This window comes from Coleofasciculus sp. E2-BRE-01, assembly GCF_040221695.1.
Classification (GTDB): Bacteria; Cyanobacteriota; Cyanobacteriia; order Cyanobacteriales; family Coleofasciculaceae; genus Coleofasciculus.
The window spans coordinates 1-18,086 of sequence record NZ_JAVKEA010000217.1 but is presented as its reverse complement, the minus strand read 5'-3'; the positions used below and the strand labels follow the sequence as shown (position 1 = coordinate 18,086).

Annotated in this window: 15 protein-coding genes; 9 read left to right on the top strand and 6 right to left on the bottom strand. The window is 46.8% G+C overall.

The features are described from left to right. Positions 1-497 precede the first annotated feature (497 nt). The 3 genes from RIG66_RS29550 to RIG66_RS29540 form a co-directional block, all read right to left on the bottom strand. Positions 498-3,674, bottom strand: coding sequence for an efflux RND transporter permease subunit (locus RIG66_RS29550; protein ID WP_446383321.1), 3,177 nt, complete (start codon positions 3,672-3,674; stop codon positions 498-500). Between the two features lie 282 nt (positions 3,675-3,956). Then, the gene (locus RIG66_RS29545) at positions 3,957-4,406 is read right to left on the bottom strand and encodes a FixH family protein (RefSeq protein ID WP_446383036.1); all 450 of its coding nucleotides are present in this window, start codon (positions 4,404-4,406) and stop codon (positions 3,957-3,959) included. 177 nt (positions 4,407-4,583) lie between these two features. Beyond that, the gene (locus RIG66_RS29540) at positions 4,584-6,344 is read right to left on the bottom strand and encodes an efflux RND transporter periplasmic adaptor subunit (RefSeq protein ID WP_446383034.1); all 1,761 of its coding nucleotides are present in this window, start codon (positions 6,342-6,344) and stop codon (positions 4,584-4,586) included. 248 nt (positions 6,345-6,592) lie between these two features. Between RIG66_RS29540 and RIG66_RS29535 the strand changes: the two genes are divergently transcribed. The 3 genes from RIG66_RS29535 to RIG66_RS29525 are packed head-to-tail and all read left to right on the top strand — an operon-like array spanning position 6,593 to position 8,997. Further along, the gene (locus tag RIG66_RS29535) at positions 6,593-7,441 is read left to right on the top strand and encodes a hypothetical protein (protein ID WP_446383032.1); all 849 of its coding nucleotides are present in this window, start codon (positions 6,593-6,595) and stop codon (positions 7,439-7,441) included. 12 nt (positions 7,442-7,453) lie between these two features. Further along, positions 7,454-8,284, top strand: a complete 831-nt coding sequence (locus RIG66_RS29530; protein ID WP_446383030.1) for a hypothetical protein — start codon at positions 7,454-7,456, stop codon at positions 8,282-8,284. After that, positions 8,269-8,997: a hypothetical protein gene (locus RIG66_RS29525; RefSeq protein WP_446383028.1), complete on the top strand. Its 729-nt coding sequence runs from the start codon at positions 8,269-8,271 to the stop codon at positions 8,995-8,997. The genes RIG66_RS29530 and RIG66_RS29525 overlap by 16 nt, the downstream gene beginning before the upstream one ends. Positions 8,998-9,560: 563 nt before the next feature. On the opposite strand, the gene rppB is transcribed toward RIG66_RS29525, so the two are convergent. Both rppB and rppA read right to left on the bottom strand, forming a co-directional pair. Continuing rightward, complete coding sequence (gene rppB / locus RIG66_RS29520) at positions 9,561-10,928, bottom strand: two-component system sensor histidine kinase RppB (protein WP_446383026.1); 1,368 nt, start codon at positions 10,926-10,928, stop codon at positions 9,561-9,563. Further along, positions 10,915-11,622 (bottom strand): two-component system response regulator RppA, encoded by a 708-nt coding sequence (gene rppA / locus RIG66_RS29515; protein ID WP_446383024.1) that lies wholly within the window; start codon positions 11,620-11,622, stop codon positions 10,915-10,917. Before rppA ends, rppB begins: the two co-directional genes overlap by 14 nt. A 346-nt stretch (positions 11,623-11,968) precedes the next feature. Here rppA and RIG66_RS29510 point away from each other — a divergent pair, with 346 nt between their 5' ends. The 6 genes from RIG66_RS29510 to RIG66_RS29485 all read left to right on the top strand — a co-directional run bounded on the left by RIG66_RS29510 (position 11,969) and on the right by RIG66_RS29485 (position 16,983). Beyond that, positions 11,969-12,574, top strand: coding sequence for a DUF411 domain-containing protein (locus RIG66_RS29510; RefSeq protein ID WP_446383022.1), 606 nt, complete (start codon positions 11,969-11,971; stop codon positions 12,572-12,574). 168 nt (positions 12,575-12,742) lie between these two features. After that, the gene (locus RIG66_RS29505) at positions 12,743-14,245 is read left to right on the top strand and encodes a multicopper oxidase family protein (protein ID WP_446383020.1); all 1,503 of its coding nucleotides are present in this window, start codon (positions 12,743-12,745) and stop codon (positions 14,243-14,245) included. Between the two features lie 140 nt (positions 14,246-14,385). After that, the gene (locus RIG66_RS29500) at positions 14,386-14,886 is read left to right on the top strand and encodes a hypothetical protein (RefSeq protein ID WP_446383018.1); all 501 of its coding nucleotides are present in this window, start codon (positions 14,386-14,388) and stop codon (positions 14,884-14,886) included. A 38-nt stretch (positions 14,887-14,924) separates the two neighbouring features. Then, positions 14,925-15,704, top strand: coding sequence for a photosystem II S4 domain protein (locus RIG66_RS29495; RefSeq protein ID WP_446383016.1), 780 nt, complete (start codon positions 14,925-14,927; stop codon positions 15,702-15,704). Positions 15,705-15,724: 20 nt separating this feature from the next. Next, positions 15,725-16,573, top strand: coding sequence for an ABC transporter permease (locus RIG66_RS29490; RefSeq protein ID WP_446383014.1), 849 nt, complete (start codon positions 15,725-15,727; stop codon positions 16,571-16,573). Between the two features lie 206 nt (positions 16,574-16,779). Beyond that, on the top strand, positions 16,780-16,983 hold the full coding sequence (locus tag RIG66_RS29485) for a hypothetical protein (RefSeq protein ID WP_446383012.1): 204 nt from the start codon (positions 16,780-16,782) through the stop codon (positions 16,981-16,983). A gap of 238 nt (positions 16,984-17,221) precedes the next feature. Here the strand turns inward: RIG66_RS29485 and RIG66_RS29480 are convergent, their stop codons facing one another. Next, positions 17,222-17,668 carry an SRPBCC family protein gene (locus RIG66_RS29480; RefSeq protein ID WP_446383010.1) on the bottom strand — a complete coding sequence of 149 codons (447 nt, stop codon included), beginning with the start codon at positions 17,666-17,668 and terminating at the stop codon, positions 17,222-17,224. Positions 17,669-18,086: the final 418 nt, after the last annotated feature.

The following is an 18,086-nucleotide window of genomic DNA, read 5'->3' as shown; positions in this document are numbered from 1 at the left end:
AAATGAGTTACACCGATTGTGCCTTGCTGTAAATTAATGCAGGGCAGCTTATCAACTACACAACAGGGCTATCGCCGGACAATCGCGATGACTGACCGCAGTAGGTTATTGTAACGGCAAAGGGGTCAGTGCTTACGACATTGGCTAAAAGATTTAACACTTAGCTGGGAAGTCCCACGCCATACCCGAAGGGTAACATTATGTTGACACGCCGCTTCGCTAACGAGAGTTTGTCTTGATGAAAGTCGCGATCATTCCATCATTTATAAGGGTTTCTGGTTTTTGCCGCAAGCCCTAGTTATGACTTAGCAAGGGCGGGTTTTGTTGAGGAGTTATCGGTGAGCTAGGGCGGGTTTTGTTGTTCAGTTATTTCATCAATAGCTGAGTGTAGTTCCTAAACCCGCCCCTACAATTGTGGCTAAACCCGCCCCTACAAAACTTATGATCTATTACTTCTTTTGACCGCTAACGGTGGTTATACCAACCGATGCTCTAGATCACTTTCCCAAAATGACATCTGGGCGTCGAGTCAGGCGCCGTCGCCGCCCGCGCCGCTTCAGCCATTCGGTGGCATCGTCGATGAAGGAATACACGACTGGTACTACCACCAAAGTTAACAGGGTGGAGAGTAGCAACCCCCCTAGAATTACGGTAGCGATGGGGGAATAGGCATCCATACCAATTTCTGGGAAGAACGCCAGCCGCACAATTACAATAACGGTGGTACAGGTTGTCATGGTAATTGCTTTTAACCGAACTGGACCTGCCATGCGAATCGCTACGTCGCGGGGAACTCCTTCTTCTCGTTTCGCCAGGATCAATTCGAGTAGTAAAATTGCTGCGGATAGAGACAAACCAGATAGGATGACAATGCCCAGAATTGAGACGCTTGAAAGGGTTTGATCCGCCAAAATCAATCCGCCGAAGACACCGACTAATTGTAGGGGAACTGACAGCATCATCACCAACGGTTGAATAAACGAGCCAAACTGAATGACGAGAATCAAATAAATTAAAATCAGTGATACGAGCAACCCTTTAAGCAAACGGTCAAACTCGATCATCATGTCGGTCATATCACCCATGGAATCGATACCATAACCCGGAGGGAATTGCAACTCCATCCCCGCCCGCATCGCGATCGCCATCGACAAATCCATGGAAGCCGGACCCCCTTTCCGGTAGTAGCCGTTGACATACACCACCCGTTTCCCATTAATATGCTCAATCACGGTAGGACCATTGTGCCGTTCCAGGGTAGCGACGGTTTTCAGGGGAACCTGTTGTCCCATGGGTGTGGTAATGTATGTGTTTGCCAGATTGCTCAGAGTGCCACGTTCCTCCTCCTCGTAGCGCACCAGAATCGAATTTTGCCGCAGGTTGGGGCGGTTGTAATAGCGGCGGGTAAAGCCACCTGTGAGAGCGTAGCGGGCTTGTTCTGCCACCATCCGCACATTCATTCCCAGTTCTTCGGCGCGGCGGCGATCAACTTTGATCTGATATTCTGGCTGAGTTAGGGCTGAACTGGTTTGGGGCATGACTAAACCGGGCGTATCTTCAGCAATGCGGAGGACATCTTGGGCTAAACGATGGAGTATATCTAAATCCTCCCCATACACCGCAAGCTGAACCGGAGCCGCAGAAGTTGCCATTACGTCTACACCCATTTCCTTTAAAGCAATGCGGCGCAAACCGGGAATAGTACGGCGGGCTTCGGCTTCGACGCTATCCATAATTTCCCAGATGTCACGGTTGCGATCGCCCTTGAGGGTGACAATCAGAGAGGCGGAGTTAACGCTGCCCATACTGTAGCCACTGAAATAGGTACTATTACGAGTCAGTTCAAACCCCGTTTGGGAGGACACTTTGTCGATGTCCGGTTGGGCGAGTAAAATCTGCTCAAAGCGATAGGTACTCTCGTCAGCCTTAGCAAAAGACGTGCCAGGTTCCATCTCCAGCGATGCCATAAACTGACCCGAATCCCCCAGGGGCATCATTTCTTGAGGCACAAAGGGATAAAGTGCGATCGCAAACACAATAGCAGATCCTGCGATCGCCAGCGTCACCTCCCGATTGTTCATACAGCGATCCAGCAGCCAACCATAACCCTGTTCGAGTTTCTCAAAGCCTACCCGCACCGGGGTCAACAGCCATTGCAACCATGTCTTTCGTTGGCGTCTTTGCTGGGGTGGCTTCAGCACAAATGCTGCAATTAGGGGAATCAGCGTTACCGACACAATCAGCGAGGCGATAAAAGCAAACACCATGGGCCACACAATGCCCACAAACATCAGTCCCGTCAACCCTCCCGCCATAATAGTCGGTAACAGGGCTGCAATCATTACACAACTTGCCGCTGCACTTGCCAGAAACACCTCCCCTGTTCCCTGAATTGCCGCCTGTCTGGGGCGTAACCCTTCTCGTAGTTTCCGATCAATGGAGTCGATGACGATGATCGAATCATCCACCAGTTTGCCAATCGCCATCATCATCCCAATCAGGGTGGAGGAATTCAGGGACATCTCGATGGGAATAAAAGGCAAGGTGGAGAGAGCCAGAGAGGTAGGGATGGAGATCATAATCAGCGCCGTGGCGCGGAAATCTTCCAAAAAGATTAAAATCACCACCCCAGCGAGCAACACACTAATCAGCAGTTCCTGGAAGGTGCTATCAAGAATAATATTGACTAAGTAGGAGTTATCATAAGCTTCTGCAAAACTCAGACCCGGATACTCTGCCTGAATCTGCTCCAATTCTGCCCGTACCTGCTTGATCACCTTCGGGGAACTCGAATCTGGCTTTTGGATCACATTCACGGCTAAAGCTGCCTCGCCATTGTAGCGGTAGCCACTGCGCCGTTCCTCAAAGGTATCTTCTACCGTAGCCACATCTCGGACGTAAACTACCTGCCCATCCTGCTCTAAAACGGGGTAATCCATTACATCCGCCGCACTCAGCGCCCGTTTATCTGCCCGCACCAGGATTTCCGAGTCCCCCTGAGTCAGCACCCCAGCGCCCTGGCTGACGTTATTGGCATCAATTGCATCGCGCACCTGCAAAATTGATAACCCGTAGGCGGCTAACTTCTGTCGATCCACCACCACCTGAAGCTGTCGCCGATAGCCGCCGAAGATGGATACAGCCTGAACGTTTGGCACTTGAGTTAGCCGATCAACTAGAGTGTTATCCGCAAATTCCCGTAGCTGCACCGGGTCCCAGCCATCTCCCTGTAGTGCTAGAGTTAACACCGGACGATTTAGAGGGTCAATCGGCAATACCCAGTAAGAACGGGAGTTCAAGCCATCCAGTTCAATATCTCCCTCCGCAGCCGTCATAATGCTCTGCACAGATTGCACGGCTTGATTGATATCGTCTCCCCAGGCAAATTGAATCGTCACTAAGGACATATCCTGCTGAGAGCTAGAGCGAATAAACCGCACATTGTCCAGCACCGTCAGCCGCTGCTCGATCGGCTTACTAATATAGGTTTCGACTTCTGTGGGCGAGGAACCTGGTGCCATGGTGACAATCGACACCAATGGACTTTCCACGTAGGGCATCATCCGCACTGGTAGGAGTATTAGACTCAGTACGGATAGGACTAGCACGGCAATGTACAGCGCGGCGACAATTACCGGATGCTTAATCGACCAACGGGTGAGAAAGGTTTTGATCATGGGAGCGCTGGGGTTGTAGAGACGTTCCGCTGGAACGTCTGGGAGATGGGGAAGATGAGGGAGATGGGGAACACCTCGACTTACTTCGACTTACTTCGGCTTACTTCGGCTTCGCTCAGTAACACGCTCAGTAACACGCTCGGTGTGTCAGATGGGGAAATTGTAGGGGCGGGTTTAACTACTATCGTTTGAAATGGTGCGTTACGCTTCGCTAACGCACCCTACACCCGCCCTGTCTAAATGACGAATGACAAATGACAAATGACAAATGACGAATAATTACTTCACCTCAATATCAAATGTTTCTTGTCCAGACATAGCCGGATCATTCGATTTCACCGCCATCATCCATTTTCCTTTCATACCCATGTTAGTCATCACCTTGTATCGTCCAGGCTGAGTGTCAGGTTCTACCTTAGTCATGGCTGTCATTGGCTCCATGTCTTCCATTTCCATAGACAGATCGACTTGTAGATCCTCGACAGCTACAGGTTCATTGGTAGCAGGATCAATTACCTCGACCACGAATTCCGCATCACCCATCGGCACAGTGCCATCTTCCGGAGACACCATGGTGATGATTACGTCATTTTCGGCAGAGGGTTCCGTCGTTTCGGTTATCGGAGCAGTCGCTGCATCCGTTTCGACTTCACTCTCCGCTTGATTAGCACTACTGCAAGCGGTGGTTAAAACGCTGATTGTCAGCACGAGCAACAAAAGTTTTTTCATCAGAATCCTCACTGAAATAGAATTGAACAATTGTGAAATAAAAAGGATTGCCGTTAATCTAATCAGATACACTCATTGCATTTTTTCCATCCCTATCTTCCCCATCTCCCTCATCTCCCTCATCTCCCTCATCTCCCAAAGGTTCCAGCGGAACGTCTCTACTATTGCCTGATAATGTTACTCAACTGGCACCGTGAGCATAGTTTGACCCGCATAATCGGGGTCTTTAACCTCGACTTTAATATGCCACTCTCCTGCCATGCCAAAATGAGTGTTGACCTGGAATTGTCCGGGTTTGTCCGTTGGTTCTAGTTCCACCATTGTGGTCATTGGCTGCATATTCGGCATGGGCATGGTGACGTCTACCGCCACATCCTTAGCGGGTAAGGGTTCCTGAGTCTGGGGATCACGCACTTCTAGGATGAGTTCAGCCCCCCCTGACTTAAATCCCTTGGTGGGATCAGGGCGAACGATCGCAACCTCAATTTTGTCCTGATTACTCTCACCCAGCATCGGTACGGGATCGCCAGTGTCATCCACCACCGTCACTTGAGCATTAGGAACCAGACGGCTATTCCCAGAGGTAATCACGCGATCGCCTACTTTGAGTCCCTGGGTGATTTCAATGCGATCGCCACTGATCATCCCTGTCTCAACCTGACGCCGTTGCGCCTGATTGTCCTCAATCACCCACACTGAATCTGCGCCCTTGAATTCCCCCAAAGCGTTTCGAGGCACTGATATCGTATTTGCCTTACGATTGGTGAGAATAGTCATATCCAAAAACTGTCCGGATAACAGACGATTTTGAGGATTATCCACCACCGCTTCCACTGTCACCGTGCGGGTGTCATTGTTAGTTTGGGGAAAAATACTGGTAATCTTCCCAGTTAAAGGCTGATCCGTTACCCCTGGCACCTGGGCTTGAATCGGTGTACCTACCCGAATATATCCAGCATCCTCCTGTGCTACATTCGCCTGGAGTCGTACTCGCGAATAGTCCCCGATTTTTAGTACGCCCATACCAGGTTGTATGACAACGCCGGGATCAACCATACGAGTTTGGACAATGCCGCTAATCGGAGATTGTAATTTGGTATAACTCTGCATTACCTTCGCTGTACTCACCTCCGCTCGCGCTTGACCCACCTTGGCGCGATTTTGATCTACTTCGGCGATTAGCCTTGTCCGTGCTGCTTTCGCTTTCCTAATCGCCGCCTGTTTAGCATTCACTTCAGAGGCGACAATATCCAAGTCATCTTGGGCGATCGCGCCTTCTGCGACTAACGTGGCAAAGCGATTTTGTCGTAGCTGTAAATAATCCAGTTCGGCTTGCAAGCGAGCAATTTCTTGAGTCTGTTCTTCAATCTGGACTTGGCTAGCCCGTAACGAGGTTTCCATCGCATCGGCTTCCGCCTGGGCTTCTGCCAATTCCGTCGAGCGTTCAGTTGCATCCAATTGAGCCAACACTTGTCCCGCCTTTACGCGATCGCCGGGATAAACTGAATAATTGGTTAATTGTCCGGCAACCCGTGGATAAACAACCACTTCCTGATAGGGCATGATCGATCCGGTGTAGGATACATTTGCCTCAAATTCTCCAGGCTGCACCACCTCTACCGTCACCGGAATCGGGTTAAACGCACCATTCACCTGCATCATGTCATCGTGAGACATTCCCGACATATCATGACCTTCCATCCCAGCCATAGAGTTAGTCGGTTTGATTTGATCGGTGATCAGGAGGATACTGCTGCTGAGTACAGCGAAGATTCCTAGACCTAATAAAACCCGTCCGTATTTCTTGCGGTTAGATGGCTGTCGCAGTTCTTGGTCTGGTTCGGACGTTAAAGGGTCGGGAGATTCAGAAGAGGCGTCTGGAGCGTTGGGACGAGACTCGTCAATATCCGAATGGGGTAGGGGAGGTTCCAGAGACATAAGACATTCAGTCTGGATCAGACTACTGAAGAATCGTATCTATTTAAAGGTATCAGTTAATTATGAAATCAGAATGAAATCCTGACTGGACGCACACCTGAATGGCATTTTTGGCTAGAACCTAGCTGCTAACGACAGCAGCAAAGATTCACACGATCTTCATCTTGATTCACGGTAACTTCATCATTTGACCGTTGATACTGAAGAATAAGGCTGCACGGAATAGAAAGGGATATAAGGAGCCAAAAATGTTAAACGGTGACCTAAAGAAAAAAGCTTTAGCTAAGCTTGAAGCTACTGATAAAGAATATCAGACAGTTGCAGCAGATGTAACTAAAAGAGCGGTAGAACTGTACGAGAAACGCAAAGTGACTACTGAGCAAGTGATTCAGGCTTGCGAGGAATATGTCAACACTTTTGCCAAGTCACCAAAAGAGTTCGATAAGTCAGTGTATGAATTCAAGGTGGAATTCGACAAGTTTACCAAGGTAGCTCAGCCAATTAAGGCTGAGGCAGATAAAGCTACAAAGATGAAGGAGTCAGCGGTAGCAGCAGCAGCAGCAACAGGTGTAGGTGTTGCGGCTTTTGGTCCAACTGCGGCAATGGCTATTGCAACAACCTTTGGTACTGCTTCAACAGGTACTGCTATCTCGGCACTGTCAGGAGCTGCTGCAACTAACGCGGCACTGGCATGGCTTGGTGGTGGTGCGATCGCTGCTGGTGGTGGTGGTATGGCAGCAGGGAATGTTCTGCTGGCGTTGGCTGGACCAGTTGGCTTGGCGATTGGTGGTATAGCTCTAACAAGCGGTGCTTTTATGCTTCGAGGTAAAAATGAAGAAATTGCCAAGAAAGCTACTCAGGAAGCAGCCCGTATTAAGGCAAAGACAGCAACTCTGAACGCTGCTAAGGAAGAGATTGCCAAACTCTTCACTTTAACTCAACAACACGCTGACGGTGTTAACACGCGATTGAACTTTCTCAAGATAGATGCCCCTAACAACTATCAGCACTTCAGCAATCAGCAAAAGATGGAGTTGGCTACCTTGATTAACAACATCCAAGCGCTTTCTAAACTGCTGAATAAGAAACTGAGCTAATTAAGGACATCGATGAAAGAAAACGTTCATCAGACGACTCAGATAATTGGCGGTATGGTGGCGGGGGATAATCTCCGTCATGCAGAACAGCTCAAAGCTGCTCTGGAAAGTCAAGATTCCGCCTTCGCCAAGGCTATTGAGCAGGTTGTGAAAGTAAGAGATTTTGTTGGAAGCCCTGAGCAAATTCTAGGTAGCGACAAAACTAAACATGGCGAGATTGCCGAGCAAGTTGAAGTAGGCATTCGTAACGCCAGGGACTATTTGCGTCAGCAAACTCCAAGTGCAACATTCGAGGGAGTTGGTCGAACAGCTCCTGAAGACTACCTTATTAATAGTGTTCAAGTTCAGTCCAAGTTTATCAATGGTCTTAACAAAAACTTGGATCATGTACTAGAACACATGAGCAAGTATGAGAATTTCGGTAGAGAAGGTTCCTATTACCATATTCCAAGAGACTACTACGAGACTATTCAAAAGGTACTGAAGGGTGAGTCTGTAGAAGGATTAGCCAACCGCACATTACAAAAAATCCAGCAAAAAGCCCAAGAAATAGAAGAGCTTTCTGGTAAGTCATTTAGTGCCGTCGTCAAGCCTGGTATTTCTAATTACACTGAGGTACAGCAAGGCAAGCTCCACGACACATTAGACAGGCACGAGCAAAAACTTAGCGACGAGAACAAACAAATCAAGGAGAACATCCGAACTGATGTACAACCGAATTTAGGAGATATGGCTCAAGTAAGCTGTAATGCATTTAAATTGGGTATTAGTAGCGAGCAAGATGCTCGCAATACAAGGATTGTGCCATTATTGATATTAAGGTTTAAATGCCAAACAGCTTAGCTGGCAAGGGAGCCTTAATCGCTGGTGGAATTCGGTTAGCTTTCAAAGTATATCAGAAGTACAAACAGGGCAAAAATCCCTTTAAGGGTGATTACACAGCCGACGACTGGAAAGAGATAGGCATTGATACTGCTAAAGGAGCTGCTTTTGGTGGTATCGCTGCTGGAGCCATCTATGCCCTCACTAATTTTGCTAGTCTATCTGCTCCCTTGGCAGGTTCTTTTGTTAGTGCTAGTCAGGTGATTGCCAGTCTTGTTAACGACCTGAATGTGGGGAACATTTCCTTTGACCAATTTACTGAGCTGAGTCAGTTGGCTTGTATGGAGTCGGCAGCAGCAGCTTTGGCTTCTGTTCTTGGACAGGCTGTAATCCCAGTTCCTGTTATAGGTGCGGTTCTGGGAACAATTGCTGGGCGCATAGTTATAGATTTTAGTAAAAAATACCTTGGTAAAGAAACTGAAAAGTTGCAGCGTCAGATGGATGAATACTACAATCAGTGCCTTGCTAAAATTGACCAAACCTACCGTGCAGTCGTATCGATAATTATCGCGGAATATGAAAAACTTGGAGACTTGACCAAGGCTGCATTTGATACAGGTAAAAACGTGGCGCTGAGGCTGCAAGCTAGTATTCAATTGGCAGAAGCCTATGAGGTTTCAGAAACCGATATTATCCACGATATCGATGAACTTGATGCCTTTATGCTGTCTTGAGGTTATCTGAAAAGCTTGGAAGTGAGAACAACTAGGCTGATAATTGAACCAATACATCAAACATTTTTGAGTTTAAATACTTTACTTTACTTTACTTTTCTTGTTTTTGGATCTAAGCTATCTCATTTTATTTTTATGTCTTTGCTGTCAACGATGGAGGAGCATCGGGATAATTATTGGATAATCTCAACAACGAAAAGTATTCTTAAGTAAACAAACTCATATAGAGTACTAAGACCACCAGAACAGGGGAATGTACACAAGCAATGAGATGAGATTAATGCGAAGGTTGTTAACAGTTATGAGTAAGCTTTTTGGCGTTTAAACATTAATGTGCATAATGAGGAAATCCTTGTAGTGCGAGCATCTTGCTCGCTACCCATTCCCAATTTAAATGCGTGACAGCTTACCGCGCTCAGAATGAATGTTTAAGTACTTATACCAAATCCGCGTTTGAAACCCCGTTTATCCCTTAGCTACTTTTCATTCTATCCCTTCTGCCTTCTGCCCTCTGCCTTGTCCCAACCAAAACGGGGGTAAGTGACCCGGATTTAGTATTATACTCAGGTTGATGGTGGAGATGTCACCGAACTTCCCACCAAAGGCAATCGCAGGGTGAAAATACTGCCAACGCCTAATTCACTCTGTACCTGCAAACTACCGTGGTGTGACTGCGCGATCGCGCGGGCAATAGCCAACCCTAATCCCGAACCCCCCGTATGACGAGAGCGATCGCTATTCACTCGATAGAAGCGATCAAAAATCTGTCTTTGGTCTTCTGGGGTAATGCCAATTCCCGTATCTTTAACTTGGATCATCCCATGATGATCACTCTTGTCTAAAATAACCGTTACGTTTCCCCCAACTGGAGTATATTGGATAGCATTAATAATTAAATTAGACACTAAGCGATAAAGCTGTTCCTCATCCCCGATCACCTCTAGAGGAATTCCCACTCGTACTTCAGAACTCAGCATGATCTGAGAAGCAACAGCTAAGGCGGCTAATTCCTCAACTAAATCGCTCACCAAGTCATTCAGACAGCACCTCTGACGTAGTACAGGTGCAGGTTGCCGATCCAGGCGAGACAACAATAGCAAATCCGCAACCAACTGACTCAGCCGCCGATTCTGTCGTTCAACAATTTCCAGGGTGTTTCGTGCCTCGTTTTCATCTAAGCTGGGTATCAATAGAGCCGATTCTACCGTCGCCAGTGTCGCCGCGACAGGGGTTCGCAACTCGTGAGCCGCATCAGCGGTAAATTGTTGAATCTGCTTGTAAGATTTGTAGATGGGTTGCATGGCTAACCCCGCTAACCCCCAACTGGCAACACCAACAAGAATCATGGCGATTGGCAACCCCAATCCCAAAATTAATTTCACTGTACTCATGTAGTCGTTGATGTCTTGCACAGAACGCCCTACCTGTAAGTAGCCCCAATCCTGCTGATCTTGGGTATGTAGGGATAGGGAAATTTGCTCATAAGTGTTGCCCTCTTCATCTGATACAGTGTGCCAAGAGTCCCGGTTGAACACGAGGGGTAATCCGGCTGGATCAGCCCCCGCGATCGCCACCAAACTGCCTGACTGATCAAATAGCTGGATGTAGTAGTCTCCTTGATTAACAGCACTGAGCCTGTGGCGTTCACCATTCACCCGTGCTGGAGAGCAGTTTATCTCCACTAGACAAAGATTCGGTAAAATATCCCTAACCCTTGGCTCCACTTGTCCAGGCTGCTTGAGTTTTGATTCTAGGCTGTCATGGAGTGTCCCGGCTACAGATTTTAACTCCCGCTCTAAAGTGATTAAATGAGCATGAGCGATCGCTTCATAAACGCCAAACCCCAACAGGCTCAAAATGACACCCATGACGAAGGCATAGGAAAGTGCCAATTTTCGACGAGTCTGGCTAAATAGCTTATTTTGATGCATCGTTGCCTAGGTTAAGACGGTATCCTATACCATGTACCGTTTCAATCGGAATCGCGCAGCCAATTGATTCAAGTTTGCGGCGCAGCAAGCGCATTTGTGCCGCCACGACATTACTCATCGGTTCTGCACTCACTTCCCAGAGCTGATTGCGAATTTGGTCGCTAGTCACCACTTGATTGGGATGCCTCATGAAATACTCTAGAAGCTGGTACTCCTTATTAGTCAGCGGAACCTCCTGTTTTTCTCCCCTAGCCGCGACACGATAAACCGTTCGAGTACCGCAGTCGAGCGTCAGGCTTCCCACTTGAAGTTGTTGGGGTTGGAGTTGAGGCGATCGCCGCTGCAACGCCCTAACTCTGGCTAGCAATTCTGCCATTCTAAACGGCTTGACTAAATAGTCATCTGCTCCCGCATCCAACCCCGCCACCCGGTCTTCCAAGCGGTCTTTTGCGGTTAGCATCAAAACGGGCAAGGAACTTTTTTTCGCACGCAGCCGACGCAGTAGCTCTAGTCCCGATAGTCCTGGTAGTAACCAGTCTAAAATAGCCAGGGTATACTGCATTTCCTGGTTTTCTAAATAGCCCCAAGCTTCAGTACCATCAACAACCCAATCAACCACGTACTTTTCTAGACTTAACGCTCGCTTAATGGCAGCCCCCAAGTCTGGCTCATCTTCAACTAGCAACACTCTCATAGACTTAATCGGTCAACTGTTTAGGGTAAGCTTCAATTTTTAGACTACAACTCTACTTACGGTAGATGACTAAATTACCAGTTGCCATTATGCCAAAACAAGATGAAATCGAGATGAAATCTGTCTGGATTTAGCCAACAATTTAAGCAGAGGGAAAGCCAAGATAATTTCATGCTAATTTCATTGGCTTTTGAGAGGATAGTTACTATCCTTCTTGACAAAAGTCGCGTCTGGGAAGTCCACGATGGGAATAGTCTCTCTGAGTTGACTCTCCACCTAACTGGAGAGTTTAAAATCAAAGTAGAGTCCCAACCCCAAACAAAGAATTAATGGTGAGGTTTTAATTATGCTCAAACGTTTGACATCTTGGATGCATCAACAGTCGCGTCCCCTTCTGTTATCGGGTGTTGCTGTCGTGGGAGTATTGGGAGCGACATATTTGACAGTCGGGGTGTGGGGAAAAAGCACCAATAGCCAAGGAGTCAATTCTCAATCACCCAATCTTGTTGCGGCTGAACCCGTCAGCATCAATGGCAGTGTCTGGGATCAGGCAACCGAACCCCTGTCAGAACCGCTCTCAGTTACCGTATATCGTAGTCCCTCCTGTGGTTGCTGTGGAGAATGGATTAAACACTTAGAAAAACACGGTTTTAAGGTTACTGATACTAAAACCGACGAAATGACCGCTATTAAAGAAAAATATAACGTACCCCAGGACTTCGCCTCCTGTCACACCGCGATTGTCAATGGCTATGTCGTTGAAGGGCATATACCCGCTGATGATATCAAACGTTTGGTTCAGCAAAAGCCTGATATTGCTGGCATTGCTGTACCGGGAATGCCCTTGGGAAGTCCGGGAATGGAGGCGGGGGAGAGAAAAGAATCCTTTGCAGTGTTGGCGTTTAATCAGGACGGAAAATTTGAGGTTTTTCAGGAGTATCAGTCTTACTAAATTCCGATTGAGGCAACACCATCAACCCTTGGTATCAACTAAAGAATGTTTCTTGGCACGCAAAGGGGGAGAATTCAAAGCCTTCTCAAGAGCAGGAGAGAGGTTTGGAGAGAGGTTTTCCAGATCCCGACCAAAAGTAAGCCAAAGCCGTACTCAACCGAATCAACCATGTCAAAGATAAATCGCCGCACGTTTCTTGCTCTGAGTGTAGCTGGAGCTGGAGTGGCTTTAGGAACAAGCTGTGCAATCGGACAAAATAGCAAACAAACCTCAAAATCACCAATTGCCGGATCTTCACTGCATCAAAGCCGGGATGGTTTACTAGAACTTGACCTAGAAGCCAGTTCCGGTGCTGTTGATTTGGGGGGTCAGCCGGCATATCTTTTGACCTACAATGGACAGATTCCTGCTCCTCGTTTGGAAGCTAAACCCGGAGATACCGTTCGTATCCACTTCACCAACAATCTCTCCCAACCCACTAATTTGCACTATCACGGATTGCACATTCCGGTTACGGGAAATGCGGATAATGTCTTTCTCAGCATCGAGCCGGGAGAAAGATTTGACTACGAGTTTACCATTCCCCAAGACCATCCGGCTGGTACGTTTTGGTATCATCCCCATCGTCATGGTTTAGTCGCCGAACAGCTATTTGGCGGTTTAGCGGGTTTATTCATCGTGCGAGGAGAGTTGGATGACATTCCCGAAATTCAAGCCGCTCAGGAAGAATTCCTGGTTCTCCAAGATTTTGCCCTGGATGAGAACGGGCGAATGTTACCTTCAAACCAAATGTCAGCGATGACGGGACGGGAAGGACAACTGATCACGATTAATGGTCAGCTTAACCCAACATTATCCCTACCCGCTAATGGTTTACTCCGATGGCGCATCCTTAATGCTTCCCCTTCCCGTTTTTATCGGCTGTCTCTGGAAAATCATCCCTTTTATCTGATTGCTACAGATGGCGGTTCCTTAGCCGAACCTGTAGAACTGTCAGAATTGCTGCTAACACCTGGACAACGAGCAGAAGTGCTGGTGCGGGGGGATAGAAATCCAGGACAATATTCCTTGCGGAATCTTCCCTATAATCGAGGCGGAATGGGAATGATGGGTGGTCAAGGCATGATGGGTGGCAGAGGTATGATGGGTGGTCGAGGTATGATGGGTGGTCAAGGCATGATGGGGCAAGATGACAACGCCCCAACAGTGCTAGCCACTCTTAACTACGATAAAGCAATCGAACCCGTTCCTCTACCCACCAAACTTATATCCATACCGACGTTACCTGAACCCCAACAGGTGCGACGCTTTCAGCTCAATCACGGGATGGAGCCTGGGATGGGCATGGTATTTCTAATTAACGGTCAACCTTACAAGAGCGATCGCATTGATACCCAAGTTCAGCTTAATACAGTTGAAGACTGGGAAATCGTGAATACGGGAATGATGGATCATCCCTTTCACATTCACACCAATCCATTCCAAGTCATCAGCCGCAACGGTAAACTAGAACCTTACCCAGCTTGGACAGATACAGTTTTAGTTCCTAGAGGGGAAACTGTTCGCATTCGCATTCCTTTCCGAGATTTTGCAGGTAAAACTGTTTATCATTGTCACATCCTTGATCATGAAGATTTGGGTATGATGGGCAATCTGGAAATTCGGGCGTAACTCCTTCGATAAGTACTTTGGCTACTTTAGGAGATGTTGGCATCTCCCTAACTGCCTTTTGGATTGTTGCCGTCATATCTAAGTCTGGTCAATGGATTTAATTCCGAAGCCTCTGTAACGCTTTAGCTCTATCTGATACTATGAACTACCTGATTGCTGTCCTGAAAAATCGCATTGAAGCCGAAGAAGCTTACACAGTTCTGGAAAAAAGAGGCTTGCCGCTGAATCAAGTCACGATTCTGGGGAAAGGTTACCAAAGTGCTGATGAGTTTGGCTTAATTGACCCGAATCTGCAAGCCATTAAGCAAGTTAAGCAACTCGCCTACTGGTTGCTCCCTTTTGGCTTTGCGGCTGGATATGCCTTTAACCTACTCACGGCGATCGAAATTCTACCTATAGGTCCCATAGGGAATCATATCATTGGCGGTATCTTCGGTGCGATCGCGGCAGCAATGGGCAGCTTTTTTGTGGGTGGCGGAGTTGGCATTGCCTTGGGTAGTGGTGACGCACTCCCCTATCGCAATCGTCTCAATCAAGGGCAATATATAATCGTCGTCAAAGGTTCGGAGGACTTAATTCGCCAAGCTACCCCACTACTGAAGCGATTTGAGCCGGAGACAATTCAGGGGTATACTGAATGATTTGTGATTAATTCATAATTCATAATTTATTAGGTCTTATGCTGCCACGAGAGGACTTACTCAAAGGCGTCGAAAATCGTGATACTGTTGCCCGTGTGATTGATCAAGCGGAACAAGCGATCAAAACGTGGGAAGTGGTGTTAACCGATTTCCTCTCACCACCTGTACTGGTGGAAATTCAGCAGCAGTTTTCTCGGTTGACAGAGGTGCAACTCTTGCCATGGGGAGGATATCCTCAAGCTGAACGTCAACGGCTGGGGATCACCCGTGAAGAATTGCCTCTGGATCAGTCTCAGGTTGAGGTAGCGGCGTTAGATATTGAGGGCAATTTTCTCTTTGATCCAGCCACTCATCGGGATTTCTTGGGCGCGATTCTGGGAACCGGGATTGTTCGAGAGAAAGTTGGCGATATTATTGTTTTAGGCGAACGTGGCGCTCAAGTGATTGTGATTCCAGAAATTGTCCCGTTTCTGGAGACGCAGCTAACTCAAGTGCGTTCGGTTCCGGTGAAAACTCGACCGATTGAGTTGAGTCAACTCAAGATTCGAGAACCCAAGAAGAAAGAAATGACGACAGTTGAAGCATCGATGCGCCTGGATGCGATCGCGTCAGCCGGATTTGGCACATCCCGCAGTAAGATGGCGGATATGATTGGGGCGGGTGATGTGCGGGTAAACTGGAAAGACGTTAGCCAAGCGAGTTACTCGGTTAAACCGGGTGACTTAATCGCGATTCGGGGTAAAGGGCGCTTGCAAGTTGGAGATGTTAGCATAACCAAAAAAGAGCGTTACCGTATCCAGTTAACCCGATTTATTTAACCATTTTCCAGCAGCATTAGATGACAGACTCAGTAAGCCATCAGCAGGAGGAACTTCCCGTCGAGATGCAATCATCTAAACTCAAGCCGAGCTTTTCTTGGCAAGGGATATTTTCTTTGCTGATGTTTTTTTATATGTATCTGCCGATTTTGGTCTTGACATTTTATAGCTTTAATCAGTCAGCCTATAGTGCCAATTGGCAGGGATTTACGTTGGAGTGGTACATTAAGCTATTTAGTGATGTACGGGTGCTGAAGTCGTTGCAAAATAGCTTGACGGTTGCTTTTGTGGCTGTGGTTATTTCCGCTGTGATTGGCACGTTGATGGCGGTGGGGTTGGTGCGTTATCAATTTATGGGGAAGGGGTTATATCGTGGGGTATCCTACTTACCGTTGATTATTCCCGATATCGCAATGGCAGTGGCGACTCTGGTGTTTCTGGCGGTGATTGGCACGCCATTAAGTTTGTGGACAATTGTGGCGGCGCATGTGGTATTCTGTCTGGCATACATTGCCTTTGTTGTCTCTTCGCGTATTTCCAGTCTTGATCCGTATTTGGAAGAAGCAGCACTCGATTTAGGCGCAACCCCGTTTCAAGCGTTTATTAAAGTGTTATTGCCCGAATTGATGCCTGCCATAATTGCGGGGTGTCTAATTTCCTTTGTTCTCAGTATGGACGATTTCCTGATTGCTAGCTTTACGGCTGGAACCGGATCGACAACGCTACCGATGGAAATTTTTAGCCGCATTCGTACTGGAGTTAAACCCGATATTAATGCCTTGAGTGTAATTTTAATTGGCGCATCTGGGGCAATTGCCTTTGTGGGTGAGTGGCTGCGCTATCAAGGGGAAAAGAAGCGGTTGAGATAGAGATTCGTCATTTGTCATTGGTCATTTGTCATTTGTCATTTGTCAAAGAATAGTAAACGTTAAATTATAAAAAAATATAGGCTAGTTGTCAAACAATAAGACTATATTCCCCAGACTCGGTTAAATGCATTAAAATTTGTAAATATAGAGAAATAGGATATAGCGTTTAAAATTGTCTGACGAAGCTGGAAATAAGGAGGGGAGAAGTGGAACCTACCATAAACTGTGCTGAAGCCTGCGTCAATGGTTGTGTATTGGGTGATAAATGTCCCCACAAGGAGTATGCGGCTAAAGCCTCAACATTTATCAATGAGACGTCACTGGATAAAATGTATGAGATAGCTGAGGAGGCGCGACGGAAGAAACTGATGGAACCTCCCAAGTGGGTGATTCCTGATTTTCCAGAGTAGTTAAAATTGGATTAAACTCACGTCTTGCACCAATCTCAATCCGCCAATGTCATGTAAGGTGGGCAAAGAGTTATAACCGTTACTCCCCTGAGAGTAAAGCGTGTTGCTTTTGTCCACTACATGGCAACTTAGAATTCAGGATTCAGTCAAAAGAGAGGATAGGAATGATGATAAATAAGTATATGGATATAAATTTTTGTTAACTGAGTTACAGGTTGTCAAGCAAATTAATTATTTACTATTCTCTGTTTTTAAGTTGACCTGATTCTACAAAACTTTTTAAGCCCGACAGTAATAAATCCCAAATTTTAAGCATTTCAGAGTACATTTGTTCAGACTTTAAGTTGGTATGTTCCAGTTGAAGATTCGTTCCCCCTTCAACTTCATCAAGAGTGTAACAAATAGTCAACTGGTTTTCTGGTGTTCTATCTGTACCGTGATTATCGCTCCAATATGTATATTGAAACTTCTGATTAGGTGTTAAGATTTCAATTTTACCATAATCAATAAAGTCTTTACCGTTATTGTTTCCTTTAAGGAGAATATCACTACCAACTTGCCAATCGGATATAACTTCTTTTAGAGGATAATATTGGATAATCTTTTCTGAATTAGTTAACGTGTCAAAGAGTAAACTCGGCGGTGCATTAATAAACAAGTTTTTTGTTATTGAAAAGCTTTTCATGATTTCTTGTCCTACAGCGTGAGCAGGAGAATTGGTATCATACGCAGTACCATCACCAGGCGTGGCACGGCAAATCCCTATTTTTAGCGGCTATGGCTAGTTATAGCACTACGCACTAAGGTTAGGACATAAAAGAAAAATTCAAATCGCTCAATCCCTTGTAAAGTAAGCTTTTGTCTTCACTATTGCCTATGGCACACCGAGCGAAGCCGAGGTGTTGCCTATTGCCTATTCCCTGGCGCGTAGCGCTATATAGCCTACGTTAACACTACCCAACGCGATCGCACTTTCTCTTGCCTTAACCCAAAAACGCCCCAACTGTGGCAATCTGGGAGAATAGAGAACATACAGACAGATAGTTTAGCTAGAAAAATTATCCCGATAGGTTATGCAAACACTTCCAACCCCTCAAACTGCC

Bases quoted from the DNA above. Each gene is read 5' to 3' on its own strand.
- RIG66_RS29545 (WP_446383036.1), bottom strand. From the start codon at position 4,406: ATGAAAAAACTTTTGTTGCTCGTGCTGACAATCAGCGTTTTAACCACC.
- RIG66_RS29540 (WP_446383034.1), bottom strand. From the start codon at position 6,344: ATGTCTCTGGAACCTCCCCTACCCCATTCGGATATTGACGAGTCTCGT.
- RIG66_RS29535 (WP_446383032.1), top strand. From the start codon at position 6,593: ATGTTAAACGGTGACCTAAAGAAAAAAGCTTTAGCTAAGCTTGAAGCT.
- RIG66_RS29530 (WP_446383030.1), top strand. From the start codon at position 7,454: ATGAAAGAAAACGTTCATCAGACGACTCAGATAATTGGCGGTATGGTG.
- RIG66_RS29525 (WP_446383028.1), top strand. From the start codon at position 8,269: ATGCCAAACAGCTTAGCTGGCAAGGGAGCCTTAATCGCTGGTGGAATT.
- rppB (WP_446383026.1), bottom strand. From the start codon at position 10,928: ATGCATCAAAATAAGCTATTTAGCCAGACTCGTCGAAAATTGGCACTT.
- rppA (WP_446383024.1), bottom strand. From the start codon at position 11,622: ATGAGAGTGTTGCTAGTTGAAGATGAGCCAGACTTGGGGGCTGCCATT.
- RIG66_RS29510 (WP_446383022.1), top strand. From the start codon at position 11,969: ATGCTCAAACGTTTGACATCTTGGATGCATCAACAGTCGCGTCCCCTT.
- RIG66_RS29505 (WP_446383020.1), top strand. From the start codon at position 12,743: ATGTCAAAGATAAATCGCCGCACGTTTCTTGCTCTGAGTGTAGCTGGA.
- RIG66_RS29500 (WP_446383018.1), top strand. From the start codon at position 14,386: ATGAACTACCTGATTGCTGTCCTGAAAAATCGCATTGAAGCCGAAGAA.
- RIG66_RS29495 (WP_446383016.1), top strand. From the start codon at position 14,925: ATGCTGCCACGAGAGGACTTACTCAAAGGCGTCGAAAATCGTGATACT.
- RIG66_RS29490 (WP_446383014.1), top strand. From the start codon at position 15,725: ATGACAGACTCAGTAAGCCATCAGCAGGAGGAACTTCCCGTCGAGATG.
- RIG66_RS29480 (WP_446383010.1), bottom strand. From the start codon at position 17,668: ATGAAAAGCTTTTCAATAACAAAAAACTTGTTTATTAATGCACCGCCG.